Annotated in this window: 17 protein-coding genes and 1 tRNA gene; 11 read left to right on the forward strand and 7 right to left on the reverse strand. The window is 64.2% G+C overall.

Annotated features, from left to right (window positions below):
• Positions 1-20 precede the first annotated feature (20 nt).
• Complete coding sequence (trxA, locus tag K7W03_RS10820) at positions 21-341, forward strand: thioredoxin TrxA (protein ID WP_044662313.1); 321 nt, start codon at positions 21-23, stop codon at positions 339-341.
• Between the two features lie 45 nt (positions 342-386).
• Here the strand turns inward: trxA and K7W03_RS10825 are convergent, their stop codons facing one another.
• From K7W03_RS10825 to K7W03_RS10840, 4 genes are read right to left on the reverse strand one after another with little or no spacing between them, the layout of a single operon-like run.
• The gene (locus K7W03_RS10825; RefSeq protein ID WP_222886319.1) at positions 387-998 is read right to left on the reverse strand and encodes a glutathione S-transferase family protein; all 612 of its coding nucleotides are present in this window, start codon (positions 996-998) and stop codon (positions 387-389) included.
• Between the two features lie 17 nt (positions 999-1,015).
• Positions 1,016-1,813, reverse strand: coding sequence for an inositol monophosphatase family protein (locus tag K7W03_RS10830; RefSeq protein WP_025548947.1), 798 nt, complete (start codon positions 1,811-1,813; stop codon positions 1,016-1,018).
• A 16-nt stretch (positions 1,814-1,829) separates the two neighbouring features.
• On the reverse strand, positions 1,830-3,056 hold the full coding sequence (gene argJ, locus K7W03_RS10835) for a bifunctional glutamate N-acetyltransferase/amino-acid acetyltransferase ArgJ (RefSeq protein WP_103000132.1): 1,227 nt from the start codon (positions 3,054-3,056) through the stop codon (positions 1,830-1,832).
• Positions 3,057-3,086: 30 nt separating this feature from the next.
• Complete coding sequence (locus tag K7W03_RS10840; RefSeq protein WP_222886320.1) at positions 3,087-4,598, reverse strand: ArnT family glycosyltransferase; 1,512 nt, start codon at positions 4,596-4,598, stop codon at positions 3,087-3,089.
• A gap of 238 nt (positions 4,599-4,836) precedes the next feature.
• Between K7W03_RS10840 and secA the strand changes: the two genes are divergently transcribed.
• Entirely contained in the window at positions 4,837-7,566 is a 2,730-nt protein-coding gene (gene secA / locus K7W03_RS10845; protein WP_140041884.1) for a preprotein translocase subunit SecA, read from the forward strand.
• A gap of 220 nt (positions 7,567-7,786) precedes the next feature.
• On the opposite strand, the gene K7W03_RS10850 is transcribed toward secA, so the two are convergent.
• The 3 genes from K7W03_RS10850 to K7W03_RS10860 all read right to left on the reverse strand — a co-directional run bounded on the left by K7W03_RS10850 (position 7,787) and on the right by K7W03_RS10860 (position 8,914).
• The gene (locus K7W03_RS10850; RefSeq protein WP_025548942.1) at positions 7,787-8,212 is read right to left on the reverse strand and encodes a DUF983 domain-containing protein; all 426 of its coding nucleotides are present in this window, start codon (positions 8,210-8,212) and stop codon (positions 7,787-7,789) included.
• 338 nt (positions 8,213-8,550) lie between these two features.
• The gene (locus K7W03_RS10855) at positions 8,551-8,751 is read right to left on the reverse strand and encodes a hypothetical protein (RefSeq protein ID WP_222886311.1); all 201 of its coding nucleotides are present in this window, start codon (positions 8,749-8,751) and stop codon (positions 8,551-8,553) included.
• 73 nt (positions 8,752-8,824) lie between these two features.
• Positions 8,825-8,914 (reverse strand) — tRNA-Ser (locus K7W03_RS10860).
• A 241-nt stretch (positions 8,915-9,155) separates the two neighbouring features.
• On the opposite strand from K7W03_RS10860, the gene K7W03_RS10865 reads away from it, so the two are divergent.
• The 9 genes from K7W03_RS10865 to K7W03_RS10905 all read left to right on the forward strand — a co-directional run bounded on the left by K7W03_RS10865 (position 9,156) and on the right by K7W03_RS10905 (position 18,150).
• Complete coding sequence (locus K7W03_RS10865; protein WP_025548940.1) at positions 9,156-10,193, forward strand: lytic transglycosylase domain-containing protein; 1,038 nt, start codon at positions 9,156-9,158, stop codon at positions 10,191-10,193.
• A gap of 80 nt (positions 10,194-10,273) precedes the next feature.
• Positions 10,274-11,437: a D-alanyl-D-alanine carboxypeptidase family protein gene (locus K7W03_RS10870; RefSeq protein ID WP_222886312.1), complete on the forward strand. Its 1,164-nt coding sequence runs from the start codon at positions 10,274-10,276 to the stop codon at positions 11,435-11,437.
• Entirely contained in the window at positions 11,434-12,075 is a 642-nt protein-coding gene (gene tmk / locus K7W03_RS10875) for a dTMP kinase (RefSeq protein ID WP_025548937.1), read from the forward strand. Before K7W03_RS10870 ends, tmk begins: the two co-directional genes overlap by 4 nt.
• Positions 12,072-13,034 carry an AAA family ATPase gene (locus K7W03_RS10880; protein ID WP_222886313.1) on the forward strand — a complete coding sequence of 321 codons (963 nt, stop codon included), beginning with the start codon at positions 12,072-12,074 and terminating at the stop codon, positions 13,032-13,034. Before tmk ends, K7W03_RS10880 begins: the two co-directional genes overlap by 4 nt.
• Before the next feature lie 43 nt (positions 13,035-13,077).
• Positions 13,078-14,640 (forward strand): methionine--tRNA ligase, encoded by a 1,563-nt coding sequence (gene metG / locus K7W03_RS10885; RefSeq protein ID WP_222886314.1) that lies wholly within the window; start codon positions 13,078-13,080, stop codon positions 14,638-14,640.
• Positions 14,641-14,643: 3 nt separating this feature from the next.
• The gene (locus tag K7W03_RS10890) at positions 14,644-15,417 is read left to right on the forward strand and encodes a TatD family hydrolase (RefSeq protein ID WP_222886315.1); all 774 of its coding nucleotides are present in this window, start codon (positions 14,644-14,646) and stop codon (positions 15,415-15,417) included.
• Complete coding sequence (locus K7W03_RS10895) at positions 15,414-16,193, forward strand: MBL fold metallo-hydrolase (RefSeq protein WP_222886316.1); 780 nt, start codon at positions 15,414-15,416, stop codon at positions 16,191-16,193. The genes K7W03_RS10890 and K7W03_RS10895 overlap by 4 nt, the downstream gene beginning before the upstream one ends.
• Before the next feature lie 14 nt (positions 16,194-16,207).
• Complete coding sequence (locus tag K7W03_RS10900) at positions 16,208-16,858, forward strand: TIGR02281 family clan AA aspartic protease (protein ID WP_140041889.1); 651 nt, start codon at positions 16,208-16,210, stop codon at positions 16,856-16,858.
• Positions 16,855-18,150, forward strand: a complete 1,296-nt coding sequence (locus tag K7W03_RS10905) for an MFS transporter (RefSeq protein WP_222886317.1) — start codon at positions 16,855-16,857, stop codon at positions 18,148-18,150. Before K7W03_RS10900 ends, K7W03_RS10905 begins: the two co-directional genes overlap by 4 nt.
• Positions 18,151-18,296 lie beyond the last annotated feature (146 nt).

The following is an 18,296-nucleotide window of genomic DNA, read 5'->3' on the forward strand; positions in this document are numbered from 1 at the left end:
AACCGAAGGAGATACCCAAAATGGCTACCAAGGCAGTCACCGACCTCAGCTTCCAGCAGGACGTCATCAACGCGGACAAGCCCGTGCTCGTCGATTTCTGGGCGGAATGGTGCGGTCCGTGCAAGATGATCGGCCCCGCGCTGGAAGAGATTTCGGACGAGCTGGCTGACAAGGTCACCATCGCGAAGATCAATATCGACGAAAATCCCGATGCGCCCGGCCGCTATGGCGTGCGCGGCATTCCGACGATGATCCTCTTCAAAAATGGTGAAGCCGCCGCCACCAAGGTCGGCGCCGCGCCCAAGAGCGCGCTCAAGGGCTGGATCGAAAGCGTTCTTTGATAGCCTGCCCGCAAAATGCCCCTGCAAAGGCAGGGGCATTTTGCCTCAAGTCAGCGGGATCATGACCGTCCCGGCATAGGCGGGTCTTTCGCGCAGCCTGTCATACCAGTCCCGCACATGGGGCACGTCCGGCCGTTCCATGTCCAGCGTGAAGAAGCTGTGCGCATAGACGCCCATCGGCACGTCCGCGACGCCGAAGCTTTCGCCCGACAGCCAGCGCTGCCCAGCCAGGGTGCGGTCGAGGATCAGCATCGCCTCTCCCGATTGCCGCGCCGACTCAGCCACCGCCTCCATATCGCGATCTTCCACTTTCCTGCGGACGAGGTTCAGGAAGGCGCCTCGCTGCGCATCGGCAAAGCTGAACTGCCAGTCCATCCATTTGTCGCCCTGGGCCCGTATCGCCGGATCGGTGGGCCACAAGCCTTCCGGGGCATGGCGTGCCGCCAGATAGCGCAGGATCGCATTGGATTCCCACAGCACCATATCGCCGTCCTGGATCGTCGGGACCAGCCGGTTGGGGTTCATCGCGACATAGGCGTCGCTCATCCCGAACTGACCGCCGACGTCGTGCCGGACATAGGGCAGGCCGATTTCACCGGCGAACCAGGCGACCTTCTTCACATTATGCGAGTTCAGGCGTCCCCAGATCGTCAGCATGTCCATCCTTCCCTTCTTCAGCGGAACAACCGGTCCGCCGCCAGATCCCAGAGGCGCGGGGATGAAGCCCCCAGCAGCCCGCGCCGCAAATCGCCCACGACATAAGGCGATCCGTCCAGCCGCTGGCACAGGCCGCCCGCTTCGTTCACGAACAGCGTTCCCGCCGCATGATCCCAGGGCAGGGTGCGGGCAAAGACCGACAGGTCATTCTGTCCCAGCACCAGGCGCGGATATTGCTCGGCGGCGCAGCGGGGAATATCCACCAGCCGGAAAATGGCCTCCGACCGGCGTCTGACGTCGGCGCGCTCCTCCTCCGTCATGAAATAGACGGCAAGCGCCGCGATCGGCAGCGGTTCGCCGCTCTCCCGCGCATAGACCTGCTCCCCGTCGATATGGCTGCCGGCGCCCAATATGGCGTGGCACAGGCGTCCGGTCAGTGGGTCCAATATCCACCCGGCCAGGATCGTTCCTGCGTCCGCCAGCGCGACCATGATGCCGAAGGGCGGCCTTCCGGCGGCGAAATTCCCGGTCCCGTCGATCGGGTCGATGATCCAGTTCAGCCCTTCGCCGGCACGGTCCAATATGGCGGGGTCGGCGGCGCAGGCTTCCTCCCCGATGATGCCGGCTTCCGGCAGGATCGCCGCCAATCCTTCCGCCAGCCGGATTTCGCTTTCCCTGTCCGCGATGGTGACGAAATCGTCGGCCGCCTTCTCGCTGATCTCATGGCTGGCGAGGTTGCGGTAGCGCGGCATGACAACGTCCCGCCCCACCTCGCGCATCAGCGCTACGACCGGTTCATGCAATTCCGTCGGCATCAGGGCCGTCCTTTTCTCAACTGCGATAATCCGCGTTGATCGAAATATAGCCATGGGTCAGGTCGCAGGTCCAAACCGTCGCCCGCCCGTCGCCCAGCCCCAGATCGACGCCGATCGCTATGTCCTGCCCCTTGAGATGCGCGGCCACCGGCGCCTCGTCATAGCCCTCGACTGCCAGACCGCCCGACGCCACCTGGGTCGCGCCGAAACGGATGGAAAGCCTGTCGCGATCCGCAGGCTCTCCCGCCTTGCCGATCGCCATGACCACGCGGCCCCAATTGGCGTCCTCACCCGCAATGGCGGTCTTCACCAGCGGCGAGTTGGCGATGGAAAGGGCGATGCGATGCGCGCTGGCGTCGCTTTCCGCGCCCTCGACGGCGATCTCGACGAATTTCGTCGCGCCTTCCCCGTCGCGCACCACCAGATGCGCAAGCTGGCGGCAGAGATCGTCCAAGGCGGCCGCGAAGGCGTCCGCCCCGGCATCCTCCATGGAGGCGAGCGGCGCATTGCCCGCCTTGCCGGTGGCGAAGGCCAGCACCGTATCGCTGGTGGAGGTGTCGCTGTCGACGGTGATGCAGGAAAAGCTCGTCCGGTTGGCGGCGGACAGCATCTGCTGCAACAGCTTGGGATCGATGGCCGCGTCGGTGAAGATATAGCCCAGCATCGTCGCCATGTCCGGCGCGATCATGCCGGACCCCTTGATGATCCCGACAAGCTCGACCCGCGTGCCGCCGATCATGGCGGAGGCGCGGGCGCCCTTGGCATAGGTGTCGGTCGTGCCGATGGTGGTCGCCGCATCCTCCCAGCCGCAGGGCGCGGCGGCAAATGCGGCTTCCAGCCCCGCCTCTGCCTTGTCCACCGGCAGCGGAACGCCGATCACCCCGGTGGAGGAGATGAAGACGTCCGACGGTTGGCAGTCCAGATGGTTCGCGACCTTGGCGGCAATCGCCTCCACCGCCGCGCGGCCCCGGTGCCCGGTGAAGGCATTGGCATTGCCCGCATTCACCACCAGAGCCCGTGCGGAACCGAGCGGAATGGCGTCCCGGCACCATTCGACTTCCGGGGAAGGGCATTTGCTCTGCGTCGTGACGCCCGCGACCGCCGTGCCTTCGCTCAGCTCGACATAGGTGAGGTCGCAGCGGTCCCAATTCTTGTATCGCGCCCGCGCTACGCGAGCCGTGACGCCTGCCACGGGCGGAAGGTCGGGGAAAGCGGCGGGGGCGAGGGGGGAGCGTTCAGTCATGCCCGTCGCTTAGCGCAATATGCCCGCCCGTCAACGACGAGATGGGCGGACATAGAGCTTTCCGACGCCGTCCGGCATGGCCAGCATCCGGTAGGCGCGCCGCTTCGCATAGGCGATCAGGCTGTCGTCGGGCCGCAGCGGCAGTTTGCGAGTCCCCATTTCATATCCGACCAGGATCGCCTCGGGCGGATCGCGGTCCAGATCGGCCAGGGTCGCCGGTATCATGGCATGGATGCGCCGGGCTTCCGCGCCCTCCATCGTCCATCCCGTCCGGTACACGAAGGGCCCCGGCGCGAACCGCCGGTCGATGTTGAGCCCGCTGTCGACCAGTTGCTGGGGCGAAAGGGTGACGATCTCGTCATCGCCGGTCAGCCTGCGCACCTGCGCGCCGGCCCAGCGGGCATGGTCGCTCGCCGCTAGTATGGGCGATCCATGACCCGCCATGGCGATGACATGGCGGGTCGCCGGCAGCAGCCCCGGCACGGCGGACAGGCAGAGCGATGCGATCAGGACCGGACGGGCGCGACGGGGCCAGGCCCGTGCGTCGTCCAGCATGAAGCCGAGCGCCAGGCCCAGCGGCGGCAGCAACGGCATCACATATTGAAGCTGGGACGGCGTCGGCAGCGCGGCCCCGATCAGTCCGCCGCCGATCATCCAACAGGCAAGGCGCCTTTCGGGCGGACCGGCCCGGCCGCGACTTGCCCATCCATGGGCGATGATGGCTGCCAGGCTGAGCAGCGCCGGCCCCCGCCAAAGATATTTGGCGAGATCCCCGAACTTCTCGCCCCATGACAGTTCGTCGCCCGCCCCATTGGCTGCATACCAGGCAAAGGGGCCGCTTGCCGCAAAGGTGACGACTCCATAGAAAAAGGCGGCCGGCGCAAGGGCGCAGGCGACGAGCATGGGCGCAAGCCCCGCCAGCGCGCCAAGGGCCAGCCAGGCGGCATGGCGCGGGCGGGCGAGCAACGCAAAGCCGCCGACCGCCGCCCCCAATGGGATGAAATTGAGCTTGGCGGCGACGGCCAGCCCGAAGAACAGCCCCGCTCCGAACCAATGGCGTCGCCCACCGGCTTGCAGTGCAATTACCGAAAGAAGCATCGCCAATGTGGCCAGCATGGTGGGCAGCATGTCGTTGCGGGTCACGCTCGCGGTGAATTGAAAGGCGGCGGTCGCGGCGATGAAGGCAGTCGCAAGGGCCGCGCTGGCGCGCGATATGCCCGCGCGCCGTTGCGCGAAATGGAGCAGCAGCAGCGTGATCAGGGCGCAGGCTGCCGTGGCGAGCCGCATGGCGACCAGCATCCTGCCCGGGAAACCGAGGGCCAGGGGCGCGAACAGCCAGGCATGAAGCGGCGGTTGCAGGTACAGGAAGTCGCGATAGATCAGCAGGCGCGAGCTGAACCATGCGCCTGCTATATATTGGCTCTCATCATGATCGAACGGCGTCGCAAGCGCCGCGATCCCGAACCACAGCAAAGCCGCGGCCGTCGCCGCCACAGGCAAGGTCGCGCCGCGCGGTTCCATGCGGGCAGGGCAGGAGATCATCGTCAAATCGCTCTCATTCCTCAGGCTTCGGCACCGGCGCCGTCACTGGACGCCGCGATCCGCCCATATCCTGCTTCCGCTCATGTCCGGCACGGAAAAATCCGCTTGATCGCTCATTATTACGCCCTCGCGACATACCCGCTCTGATTGACTAACGCCCGTGCGCGCCCTAAATCGCCGCGCATGTCCGCGTGCATCGCCCCAAAGGCGTGCGCGTCCCCTTTTGTCAGGAACTTGCATGTTCGGCGCACTCGCCAAGTCTATTTTCGGCTCCTCCAACGACCGCTACGTGAAGTCGCTGGGCAAGACCGTCGAACAGATCGCCTCTTTCGAACCCACCATCTCGGCCATGACGGACGAGGAACTGACGGCGCAGACCCTGCGGTTCCGGGAACGGCTGGCGCAGGGCGAGACGCTGGACGACCTGCTGCCCGAAGCTTTCGCCACGGTGCGCGAGGCCGCCAGGCGGACGCTGGGCCAGCGCCATTATGACGTGCAGATGGTGGGCGGCATCGTGCTTCATCGCGGCGAGATCGCGGAAATGCGCACCGGCGAGGGCAAGACGCTGGTCGCGACGCTCGCCACCTATCTGAACGCGCTGGAGGGGAAGGGCGTCCACGTCGTCACGGTGAACGACTATCTGGCCAGCCGCGACTGCGAATGGATGGGGCAGGTCTATCGCTTCCTGGGCCTTACCACGGGCGTCATCGTGCCGAACCTGTCGGAAGACCAGCGGCGCGAGGCCTATAACGCCGACATCACCTATGCGACGAACAACGAACTCGGCTTCGACTATCTGCGCGACAATATGAAATATGACCGCGCATCGATGGTGCAGCGGCCGTTCAACTTCGCCATCGTCGACGAGGTGGACTCGATCCTGATCGACGAAGCGCGCACGCCGCTGATCATCTCCGGCCCCACCGACGACAAGTCGGAACTCTATGTCGCCGTCGACGCCATCGTGAAGCGGCTGGACGACAGCGACTATGAGAAGGACGAGAAGCAGCGCACCGTCACCCTGACGGAGGACGGCACCGAGAAGATCGAGCGCATGCTGGAGGAGGCCGGGCTGCTGCAAGGCGCCAACCTCTATGATTTCGAGAACACCGCCGTCGTCCATCACGTCAACCAGGCGCTGCGCGCGAACGTCATGTTCCGCCGCGACATCGATTACATCGTCAAGGACGGCAAGGTCATCATCATCGATGAATTCACCGGCCGCATGATGGACGGCCGCCGCTGGTCGGACGGCCTGCACCAGGCGGTGGAAGCCAAGGAAGGCGTGAATATCGAGCCGGAAAACCAGACGCTCGCCTCCATCACCTTCCAGAATTATTTCCGCATGTACCCGAAGCTGGGCGGCATGACGGGCACGGCCGCGACCGAAGCGACCGAATTCTACGAAATCTACAAGATGAACGTCGTCACCATCCCGACCAACCGGCCGGTGCAGCGTGTCGATGAGGAAGACAGCTTCTACAAGAATCTGGAGGACAAGTTCCGCGGCATCGCCAAGACCATCAAGGTCCATGCGGAGCAGGGCCAGCCGGTCCTCGTCGGCACCGTGTCGATCGAAAAGTCGGAAATGCTGTCCGAATTCCTGACGCAGGAGGGGGTGAAGCACGCCGTCCTCAACGCCCGCTTCCATGAAAGCGAAGCCCATATCGTGGCGCAGGCGGGCCGCAAGGGCGCCGTCACCATCGCCACCAACATGGCGGGGCGCGGCACCGACATCAAATTGGGCGGCAACCTGGAATTCCGCGTCGAGGACGAGCTGCGGGACATGCCGGAAGGCCCGGAGCGCGAAGCCGCCATCGCCCGCATCGACGCCGAGATCGAGGCGGAGAAGCAGGAAGTGCTCGCCGCCGGCGGCCTGTTCGTGCTGGGCACGGAACGCCACGAAAGCCGCCGCATCGACAATCAGCTTCGCGGCCGCTCGGGCCGTCAGGGCGACCCCGGCCTGTCCCGCTTTTATCTGAGCCTCGACGACGATCTGATGCGCATCTTCGGCCCGGACACGATGTTCGCGAAGATGATCCGCTCCAACCTGGAGGATGGGGAGGCGCTGCCTCCCTCGAAGTGGCTCAGCAAGGCGATCGAAACCGCCCAGAAGAAGGTCGAGGCGCGCAACTACGACATCCGCAAGCAGGTCGTCGAATATGACGACGTCATGAACGACCAGCGCAAGGTCATTTACGAACAGCGCAGCGACATCATGGATGCGGAGACGGTGGACGATGTCGTCACCGACATGCGGCATGAGACGGTCAACGATCTGGTCGGCGCGTCCTGCCCGCCGGGCACCTACCCCGAACAGTGGGACATGGAGCGGCTGAAGGCCCGCACGGCCGAAGTGCTGAACCTGGAACCCGATTTCGACGGCTGGCTGGCTGAGGACCATGTCGATCCGGAAATGATCGAGGAACGGCTGAGGGCCCTGGCCGACGAGGCGGTGGCCGACAAGGTCAAGGAACTCGATCCAGAAAACTGGCACATGATCGAGAAGTCGATCCTGCTCCAGAGCCTCGACCATCACTGGAAGGAGCATCTGTCGACCCTCGACGCGCTCCGCCAGGTCGTCCATCTGCGCGCCTATGCCCAAAAGACGCCGATCAACGAATATAAGCAGGAAGCCTTTGCCCTGTTCGAACGCATGCTGGGCAATATCCGCGAGGATGTGACCGGCTCCATCGCCCGCGTCCAGTTCCGCATGGAAGAGCCGCTGCCGGAATTCGACCTGCCGGTCCTGCCCGACTTCATCACCACCCATATCGACCCCTTTTCGGGCGAGGATAATAGCGGCGACATCGACGGCGGGCAGATCAGCGGGATCACGACCACCCTGCCGCGTCCGCCGGCGGGCGGGCAGGGCGGGGAGTTCGCCAATCTGGACATCAGCCGCAATGCGCCATGCCCCTGCGGCTCGGGCCAGAAATACAAGCATTGCCACGGCGCACTCAGCTAGGCTGTGTGGGGATTCAGCCCATGGCGGGCTACAAATGGCGGCTTTCTGCTTGGAAGAATGCGACAGCAGGAAACCGGAGCGCGCGACCTGCGCCCGATTTGACGCAGCGCGCTCCGGAACAAGCCCGTCGTTTCAACAATGGGCATGCTGACCCGGCTTCAGCAGGACGAAGGGAATAAGGCCGGGGCAATCGCGCGATATGGCTGAATGCCGATACAGCCTAATCGCCGGGCCCGTCCCCATGCAGTTTCGCCCATAATTGGGCTGTACCCGCTTCCTGCGCCTTGTTTACATATTGGGCGGCGATCAGCCAACCCTTGATCGGTCGCAACGGAAGCACTGTCGTCAGGATCAGCACCGGGACACCGACAGCCAGATGCACCCAAAGCCCCGGCCGCGCCAAAATCTCCAGCATGATGATGAAGACCACGCCCGGAACGCAGGCGAATAGCTGCACAAATACGGCCGGCCCGTCCGCCGGATCGGCAAAATCATAATTCAGCCCGCAAATCTCGCAATGATCGCGCACCGTAAGGAAGCCGCGGAAGATATGTCCCTCGCCGCATCGGGGACAACGGCCGAAGGGGCCGGTCTCCATTGGAGAAAGCCGCTTCCAGCGACCTTCCATTTCCGCCGCCGGTTGCATCGTTGATATCCTGTCCGTGTCGCTCATCGTCATGCCATTCTGCCTGTCGCAGAAATGTCGTCATATCCTGCGGATTTTCAATTGGGCTTTTTGCCCCAGGGCAGTCTGCCCCCGCTCATGGAATTGACGTTACGGAAAGCAGCGTTCTACCTTTGGGTAGATTGCCAAGAACATCTGCACCTGCTAATCCGGGGAGGATTTGGATGCCCGACAGCAAACAAATCGCGCTCCCGGCTTTCCCTTGCCCGGGAGCGCTTTTTTATTTGCAATGCATTGCGACGCCAAAAGTTCCCGCCAGCCTGATGGCCGATAGGCCTGGATAATGGGCTTGAAGCCGATCAGGGCTCCCGTTCCATCGCATCATGAAAGACCTGATCGGGACAGGACATGGCAAGCGCCCTGACCTTGTAGCGCAGCGCAAGTTCGCGATGGACCGCAACCTCCTGCGACGAAGCGCTGCGTCTTTCGGCAGCATCGGCTTTCGCGGCTTCTTCTCTTGCGCGCCGGAACATGTAGCGCGCATCGCTATCGGCAGACATCGTCACCTCCGATGATTGTCGACCGCTTCTAGCATGAAGAAAACCGCCGCGCTTTAACGGGGATCAAATTGGATGGCGGACAGGGTGGGATTCGAACCCACGGTGAGCGTGAACCCACGGCGGTTTTCAAGACCGCTGCCTTAAACCACTCGGCCACCTGTCCGTCGCCACGCTTCCGGGAGCGATTTCCAGCCGATCGAACCGATCGCTGGTCGGGAAATCGCGGAAAACAGCGCAGCGATCCGATTCAGTCAGATCGAAACCCGCTCTAGCGAACCCGGCGGCCTTGCCAAGCGTAAAAATGGCGGGAAGGCGGTTTCATCGCCCGAATGGCCCCGTGCGCCATTAAGGGGATTCACGCCACGCCATCCCTGTGCAACAAAAGGGCTTAAGGAGATTCTTCAATGCGTTCGTCGATCATGTCGCTGTTGCTGGGGCTCGCCGCCGTCATGGCGGGCGGTCTGACGGCGGACAGCGTCAGCGCGCAGGAGGATGTCGCCTTTCGCGCCTATCTGGAATCCCTCCGCCCGAAGGCGCGGACCATGGGCATTCGGGATACGACGCTGGACAGCGTTTTCCCGGGCCTGACCCCCAATCCCCGCGTGGTTCAGCTCGACCAGAACCAGCCTGGCGGCGGCGCCTACGCCCCCATTCCCAATTTCGAGCCATATCGCCGCCAGCATGTCGACGCGGCGCGCATCGGCCGGGGCCGCACGGCCTATCTCGCCAACCGCGCCCGGCTCGCCCGGATCGAGGCGGAGACCGGCGTGCCGGAGGAGGTCATGGTCGCCATTTACGGCCATGAGACAAATTACGGCGCCTATACCGGCGATTTCGACCTGATCCGCTCACTCGCGACCCTTTCCTATGAGGGGCGCCGCCGGACATTGTTCGAACCGGAACTGCTGGCGACGCTCAAGATGCTGGACAATGGCGTGCCGCGCAGCCGCCTGGTGGGCAGTTGGGCGGGCGCGACCGGTTATCCCCAGTTCCTGCCCAGCGTCTATCTGCGGTTGGGCAAGGACGGCGACGGCGACGGACGGGTCGACATCTGGAACAGCGAAGCCGATGCGCTCGCCTCCATCGCCAATTATTTCGTCCATGCCGGATGGCGCCGAGGCCAGCCGTGGGGCATTGCGGTGTCCGTGCCCGCCGGTCTCGACCGCTCCGGCCTTGCCGCCCGCACCAGCCCCGCCCGCTGCCCGCGCGTGTTCAACCGCCACAGCCGCTGGCTCAGCATGGCCGAATGGCGGCGCATGGGGATCGTGCCCAGCGGTGGCGGCTGGCCCGCCGACCGGGTGATGGCGACGCTGCTGGAACCCGATGGGCCGGGCAAGACGGCTTATCTGCTCACCAGCAACTACCGGGCGATCCTCGACTATAATTGTTCGAATTTCTACGCATTGTCGGTCGGCCTGCTCGCCGACGCGGTGAAGCAATAGAGCGCTTTGCTATTGGTCCTGCCATGGCTAATGAATGCGCTAGGCACTCGAAGAATCCACCAGTCCGAAGGCAATCCTGCATGAAGAAGTCCATCGCCGCCCTCCTGTTCGTCGGGTTGCTCTCCACGCCGCTGACCGCCGCCGCGCCGCCCTATAGCAGCGAAGCGCCGATCGCCTATATGAAGGACCTGTCGTCAGGCGCGGTGCTCTATAACAAGGGTGGCGACACGCGGATGCCACCTGCCTCCATGGCGAAGATGATGACGGCCCATGTCGCCTTCCGCCTGATCCAGAAGGGCGACCTGAAGCTCGACCAGAAATTCACCGTCCGCCCGGAAACCTGGCAGCAATGGCATGGCCCGCAGGCCGGTTCGACCATGTTCCTGTCGCCGGGCGAGCAGGTGTCGGTGGAAAATCTGCTGCACGGCATCGTCACCCTTTCCGGCAATGACGCCTGCGTCGTGCTGGCGGAGGGCATCGCCGGGACCGAGCAGGCCTTCGTCGCGCTGATGAATCAGGAGGCGAAGCGTCTGGGCCTCAAGAACAGCAATTTCGGCACCAGCAATGGCTGGCCGGACGAAGGCGTCACCTATGTCACCGCCGCCGACCTGGCGACGCTGGCCGAAGCGACGATCGAGGAAACGCCCAACCTCTACAAGAAATTCTACGCCACGCGCAGCTTCACCTGGGGCAAGACGATGGGCGGCGCGGACATCGAGCAGGGCAACCGCAATCCCATATTGGGCAAGGTGGCCGGGGCCGACGGGCTCAAGACCGGGCATACCCAGGAGGCGGGTTTCGGCTTCACCGGATCGGCCGAGCAGGAGGGGCGTCGTCTGGTCATGGTCGTCGCGGGCCTCACCAGCTTCAATCAGCGGATCGCGGAATCCGTGCGCTTCATGGACTGGGGCTTCCGCGCATGGAAGGCGCAGCCGCTGTTCAAGAAGGGCCAGACCGTCGAGACCGCCCAAGTGCAGCTGGGCAGCGCGACCAGCGTGCCGCTGGTGGCGCCGCAGGACATGGCCGTGACCCTGCCTCGCGCCGCATCGTCCAACATCTCGGTCAAGGTCGCCTATACCGGCCCGATCAAGGCGCCCATCGCCAAGGGGCAGAGGATCGCGCAACTGATCGTCTCCACCCCCGATACCCCGCCGCAGATCCTGCCGCTGGTCGCCGGCGAGGATGTCTCCGAAGCCGGCATTTTCGGCCGCCTGTGGAACGGGCTGAAGTCGTTCTTCGGGTGACCGACGCCCGGACAACAGGGGGGCGCTTCATCTCTCTGGAAGGCGGGGAGGGCGCGGGCAAGTCGACCCAGTTGAGCGCGCTTGCCGCGGCCCTGCGCGCGCGCGGCCTGGAAGTGGTGGAAACCCGCGAACCCGGCGGCAGCGAAGGGGCGGAGGCCATTCGGGCCCTCCTGCTGACCGGTGGCGCGGACCGCTGGAGCCCTCGCGCCGAAGCGCTGCTGTTCGCCGCTGCCCGTGCCGATCATGTCGAAAAGACGATCCGCCCGGCGCTGGAGCGCGGCGCATGGGTGCTTTCCGACCGCTTCCTGGACAGCAGCCGCGCCTATCAGGGCATGGGTTCGCTGACCGACGCGGACATATTGGCGCTTCACCGGATCGGCAGCGACGGTTTCCTGCCCGACCGGACGCTCTTCCTCACCCTGGCGGAGGAGGAGGCGAGCGCTCGCGCCCAATCCCGCGATGGGGATGCTGCGGACAGGATCGGTGGGCGTGACCGGGACTTTCACCGGGCCGTCTCGACGGCCTTCCATCGGTTCGCGCAGCAGGAACCGGCGCGCTTCCTGACCGTCGATGCCTCTGGCGAAGCCGAAGCCGTGACGGCAAGGCTGCTGCATGCCTTGCAGGACCTGCTGCCATGACGCCGCTGCTCGGCCATGACGGGCAGGCCCGCACCCTGCTCGGCGCGGCGCGAAGCGGCCGCCTGCACCATGGCTGGATATTGGCCGGCCCACGCGGCATCGGCAAGGCAAGCTTCGCCCGCGCCATGGCGCTGCGCCTGCTGGCGGAGGCAGCGGGCCCGGCCATCGCGGCCGATGGGCTGGACGTGCCGCACGACCACCCGATCCGCCGTCTGTTCGAGGCCGACGCCCACCCCGACTATGCGGAGCTTTTCTGCCTGGAAAGGGAAAGCGGCACCGCGCGCAACATCACGGTCGATCAGGTCCGGGGCCTGCAGCGCCTGATCCAGTCGGCTCCCTCCATGTCCTCGCGGCGGATCGTCGTCATCGACAGCGCCGACGATCTGGAGCGCGGCGCGGCCAATGCGCTGCTCAAGAATCTGGAAGAGCCGCCAGCCGACATGCTGTTCCTGCTGGTCAGCCATGCGCCCGGCCGCCTGCTGCCGACCATCCGCTCCCGCTGCCGCACCCTGCGCTTCGACAGCTTGGGTGAGGATGCCATGCGGAGCATCCTCTACAAGGCGGACGCAGGCCTGTCTCCGGACGAACTGACGGCGCTGGTCCGCGCAGGCGAGGGGTCTCCGGGCAAGGCATTGCGCTATGCCGGCCTCAACATAGCGGACATCGAGCATTCGCTGGCGGCGATCGCCGCCGACGGCGACCCCGGCAATCGCCATCGGCTGATCCTGGCCAAGATGCTTTCATCAAAGAGCGCACGGCCCCGTTATGAGGCCTTTCTGGAGCGTGCCCCGGCCTTCATCGCGGCGGCGGCGCGTCAGCGGCAAGGGGACGATCTCGGCAAGGCGCTGGACCATTGGGAAGCCGCCCGTCAGCTTGCAGGCGGAGCCATCATCCTGTCGCTCGAACCGGGGGCGGTGGTTTTCGAACTGGCGGGGCATGTTGCGGCCCTTGCCCGCTGAAAAGCGGCTTTGCGCAAGGGCTAACACCCGCTAGGGAGGGCCCATGTCCAAGCCCTATACCATCACGACCGCCATCAGCTACCCCAATGGCCGCCCGCATATCGGCCACGCCTATGAAGTGATCGCCACCGATGCGATCGCCCGTTTCCAGCGGATGATGGGCCGCGACGTCTTCTTCCAGACCGGCACGGACGAACATGGCCTGAAAATGGCCCAGACCGCCCGCGGCCGGAACATGGAGCCACGCGCCCTTGCCGATGAAATGTCTGGATATTTCAGGGCTATGAACGACGGTCTGAATATCAGCTATGATCGTTTCATCCGCACCAGCGAGCCGGATCACCATCGCGCCAGCCAGGCGATTTGGCAGGCGATGGAGGCCAATGGCGACCTCTATCTCGGCCGGTATGAAGGCTGGTATTCGGTGCGCGACGAAGCCTTTTACGACGAAAAGGAACTGACCGAAGGGGAGGGCGGGCAGAAGCTCTCGCCCCAGGGCACGCCGGTGGAATGGACGGTGGAGGAAAGCTGGTTCTTCCGCCTGTCCGCCTATCAGCAGAAGCTGCTGGACCTCTACGCCAGCCAGCCTGATTTCATCCAGCCCGACAGCCGCCGCAATGAGATCATGCGCTTCGTCGAGGGGGGACTGTCCGACCTCAGCGTGTCGCGCACCAGCTTCGACTGGGGCGTGAAGGTGCCGGGCAGCGACGGCCATGTCATGTATGTGTGGGTGGACGCGCTCACCAATTACATCACCGGCTGCGGCTATCCCGACGATGCCGAACGCATGGCCCGTTACTGGTCGGAAGGGGGCGACATCACGCATATCATCGGCAAGGATATCGTGCGTTTTCATACCGTTTACTGGCCGGCCTTCCTGATGAGCGCGAAGCTGCCTTTGCCCAAGCAGGTGTTCGGCCACGGCTTCCTCCTCAACCGGGGGGAGAAGATGTCGAAGTCGCTCGGCAATGTGGCCGATCCGATGGAACTGGCGGAGCGCTTCGGCGTGGACCAGCTTCGCTATTTCCTGCTGTCGGAAGTCACCTTCGGCAATGACGGCAGCTACAGCGCGGAGGCGATCGTCGCCCGTTCGAACAGCGACCTCGCCAATAGTTTCGGCAATCTCGCCCAGCGGACGCTGAGCTTCATCGCGAAAAATCTCGAAGGCCGTCTACCCGAACCGGCGGCGCAGGATGTCGACCGCGATCTTCTTGCAACCGTGGGAGAAGCGGCCCGGACTTTCCAGGGCGCCATGGCCGACCTCGCGCCATCGACCGCCATCGAAGCCTGGATGCGTGCGGTCTTTGCCTGTAACGCCTATATCGACGCGCAGGCGCCCTGGACGCTCCGCAAGACAGATCCCGCCCGGATGGAGGCCGTGCTCGCCACCCTCTACGAAGCCATCGCCGATCTCGCCATCATCGTCCAGCCGGTCATCCCGGCAAGCGCCTCCGCCCTGCTCCAGCAGATGGGGATAGCCGAGGATGGCCGCAGCTATGCCGCCATCGCCACTGGCTGGTATGCGCAACTGCGCGCGTCAGGCTTTACCTTAAGCCCGCCCAGGCCGCTTTTCCCGCGGCTCGAACTGCCCGTCGAAGAGGCATAGGCCATGTTCATCGACAGCCATTGCCACTTGAATTACAAAGGGTTGATCGAGGATCAGCAGAATGTGCTCGAACGGGCGCGTGGCGCCGGCGTCGGCCTGATGCTCAACATCGCCACGCGGGAAAGCGAGTGGGACGATGTGCTGGACACCGCGTTGCGCGAACCCGATGTCTGGGCGACCGTCGGCATTCACCCCCATGAGGCTGACGAGCATCCGCATGTCGATACGGCGAAGCTCGTCGAACGCGCTTCCCACCCGCGTATCGTCGGCATAGGCGAGACCGGCCTCGATTATTATTACGACCATAGCGACCGCGAGCGGCAGCAACGCAGCTTCCGCGCCCACATCGCCGCATCCCGCGAAACCGGCCTGCCGCTGGTCGTCCACACCCGCGATGCGGAGGAGGACACGCTCGCGATCATGCGCGATGAAATGGGGAAGGGAGCCTATGGCGGGGTCATCCACTGTTTCACCGCCAGCGGCGCCTTTGCCGATGCGGCGATGGAACTGGGTTTCCTTATCAGCATTTCGGGTATCGTGACCTTCAGGAACGCCAGGGATTTGCAGGAAACGGCCGCGCGCCTGCCGCTCGAAAGCCTGCTGATCGAGACCGACTCCCCGTTCCTCGCGCCGGTTCCCCATCGCGGCAAGCCCTGCGAACCGGCGTTCGTGGCGGACACTGCCCGTTTCCTGGCGAATTTGCGGGGCGAGAGCGTCGAGCAGCTGGCCGAGGCGACCTCAGCCAATTTCCGCAAGCTGTTCAGCAAGGCGGCATGAGCCTCAAGCTCACCATCCTGGGCAGCGGCACCTCTTCGGGCGTCCCCCGGATCGGCAATGACTGGGGCGCATGCGACCCGCAGGAGCCGAAGAACCGCCGCACCCGGGCATCGATCCTGATCGAAAGCCCCACGACCCGGCTGCTGATCGACACATCACCGGATATGCGCGCCCAGTTGCTGGCGGCCGATGTCGTGCAGATCGACGCCATATTGTGGACGCATGACCATGCCGACCACAGCCACGGCCTGGACGACATCCGTCAGCTTTACCATCATCGCGGCACGCCCGTGCCCGGCTATGCGCGCCCCCAGACGCTCCGCCTGCTCCGGGAACGCTTCGGCTATGCCTTCGAAGGGCGTCACGGTTATCATCCGACGATCGAACCCCATGCGCTGCCGGATGGCCTGCGCATCGGGGACATCGGCATCGCCTGCACGGATCAGCCCCATGGCGAGATATTCTCCACCGGCTTCCGCTTCACGCATGATGGTAATTCTATTGGCTATGCCACTGATTTCCATGACATAACGGTCGACATGCTGGCGCTGTACGATGGGCTGGACATCTGGGTTGTCGATGCCCTGCGGGAAAAGCCGCATCCGACCCACGCGCATCTGGCGCTTACCCTGGATGCCGTGCAAGCCGTAAGGCCCCGCCGTGCCATATTGATCCATATGGACCAGAGCATGGATTATGCGACGCTCCGCCGGACACTCCCCGAAGGCGTCGAACCGGGCTATGACGGGCTGGTGGCCGAACTGGGCGCGACATAGGGGGCGGGGCAGGGATGGATGGCGATCAGGCAATGTCCAGTCTCTGGTATGTGCTGGCGCTTGTCCTGGTCGGATCGGCCTTGATTGCCCGGCGCGCCCCGATGGGCGGGCTCATGCGCATGGCCATGCTCTGGATCGTCATCTTCGCCGTCCTCCTCGGGCTGTTCAAGGCTGGCGAGAAGTTCGGTCTGTTTTCCAGCCGCTTATATGGGGCAGGGGACGAATCCCCTTCATTGTCGACCAATGCCGCGTCGACCAATGCCGCCCCGGCTGCCTTGCCGTCCGCGCATGTGGAGGGACAGGCCTTGCGAATCCCGGTCGCGCCCGACGGCCATTATTGGGTGGAGGGAATGGTCAACGGGAACCCGACGCGCTTTCTGATCGACAGCGGCGCCAGCGTCACCGCCCTGTCGGTGGAGGCGGCCCGCAGTTCCGGCCTGAACTTCGACCTGAACGCGCCCGGCGTCAGCATGATGACCGCGAACGGCAAGATCGACGCCAAGCGCTCGACCATCGCCACGCTGGTGGTCGGCCCGATCCGGGCCAGCGATCTCGACATCGTCGTTTCCCCGGCTTTCGGAGAGGTCAATGTGATCGGCATGAACATGCTGTCGCGCCTGAAAAGCTGGTCCGTGCAAAATGGAGAGATGGTGCTGACCCCATGACGTCATCGACCGCAGCACCCGATCAGCGTCAGCGCCTGAAGGCCATCATCGGCGGCTCCACCGGCAATCTGGTCGAATGGTATGACTGGTATGCCTATTCCGCCTTCACCCTCTATTTCGCCCAGCATTTCTTCCCGAGCGAGGACCGCACGGCGCAATTGCTGAGTGCCGCGGGGATTTTCGCCGTAGGCTTTCTGATGCGACCCATCGGCGCCTGGCTGATGGGCGTCTATGCCGATCGCCATGGCCGGAAAAGCGGCCTGACGCTGTCCGTGGCCCTGATGTGCGCCGGCTCCTTGCTGATCGCCGTCACGCCCTCCTATGATAGCGTCGGCGTCGCCGCGCCCCTGCTGCTGGTGCTTGCGCGCCTGATGCAGGGACTGTCGATCGGCGGCGAATATGGCGCCAGCGCGACCTATCTGTCCGAAATGGCGGGGCGCAACCGCCGCGGCTTTTTCTCCAGCTTCCAATATGTGACCCTGATCGCGGGGCAACTTGTCGCCATCTGCGTCCTGCTGGCGCTCCAGGCCATGCTGACCGAGGCCGAACTGGATGCCTGGGGCTGGCGCATTCCGTTCCTGATCGGCGGAGCGCTGGCGATCATCGTCTTCTGGCTGCGGCGCGGCCTGGCCGAAACCCAGAGCTTTGCCGTGGCCAAGGCGGAGGGCGCCCCCAAATCCGGATTCATGGAACTCGTGACCCGGCATCCGCGCGAGACGCTGACGGTGATGCTGCTGACGGCAGGCGGCACGATCGCCTTTTACGCCTATTCCATCTACATGCAGAAATTCCTGGTCAACACCAGCGGCCTCAGCCGGGAAACAGCGTCGCAAATCAATGGTATAACGCTTTTTCTTTTCATGCTGCTTCAGCCTGTCGCGGGGGCGCTTTCCGACCGCATCGGGCGCAAGCCGCTGATGATCGGCTTCGGCCTGCTCGGCGTCCTGTGCACCTATCCCATCTTCGCGACGCTGGCCGTCACCAAGGACCCGTGGGCGGCGGGGCTGCTCGTAATGGCCGGCCTGGTGATCGTGACCGGCTACACTTCGATCAACGCGGTGGTGAAGGCGGAATTGTTTCCCGCCCATATCCGCGCATTGGGAGTGGCTTTGCCTTATGCGCTGGCCAACACCTTGTTCGGCGGCACCGCGGAATTCGTCGCGCTCTGGTTCAAGCAGATCGGCGCAGAACAGGCATTCTACATCTATGTGACGGTGATGATCGGCATCTCCCTGATCGTCTATATCCGCATGCCCGATACGCGGCAGCATAGCCGGATAGTGGAAGATTGAGGATGCGAGGATCATCACATATTTAACATAATCCTTATTATCGAACTCAGATATTCTTGCCGGTGGATTCTATTTCGAAGTGCGAAATCCTAGGTTTTATAAGGGTTTGATCCCTTTTCCAGGAAGGCACGCAATGAACGGCTATC

Source organism: Sphingobium sp. PNB, from assembly GCF_019873065.1.
GTDB classification, from domain to species: domain Bacteria; phylum Pseudomonadota; class Alphaproteobacteria; order Sphingomonadales; family Sphingomonadaceae; genus Sphingobium; species Sphingobium fuliginis.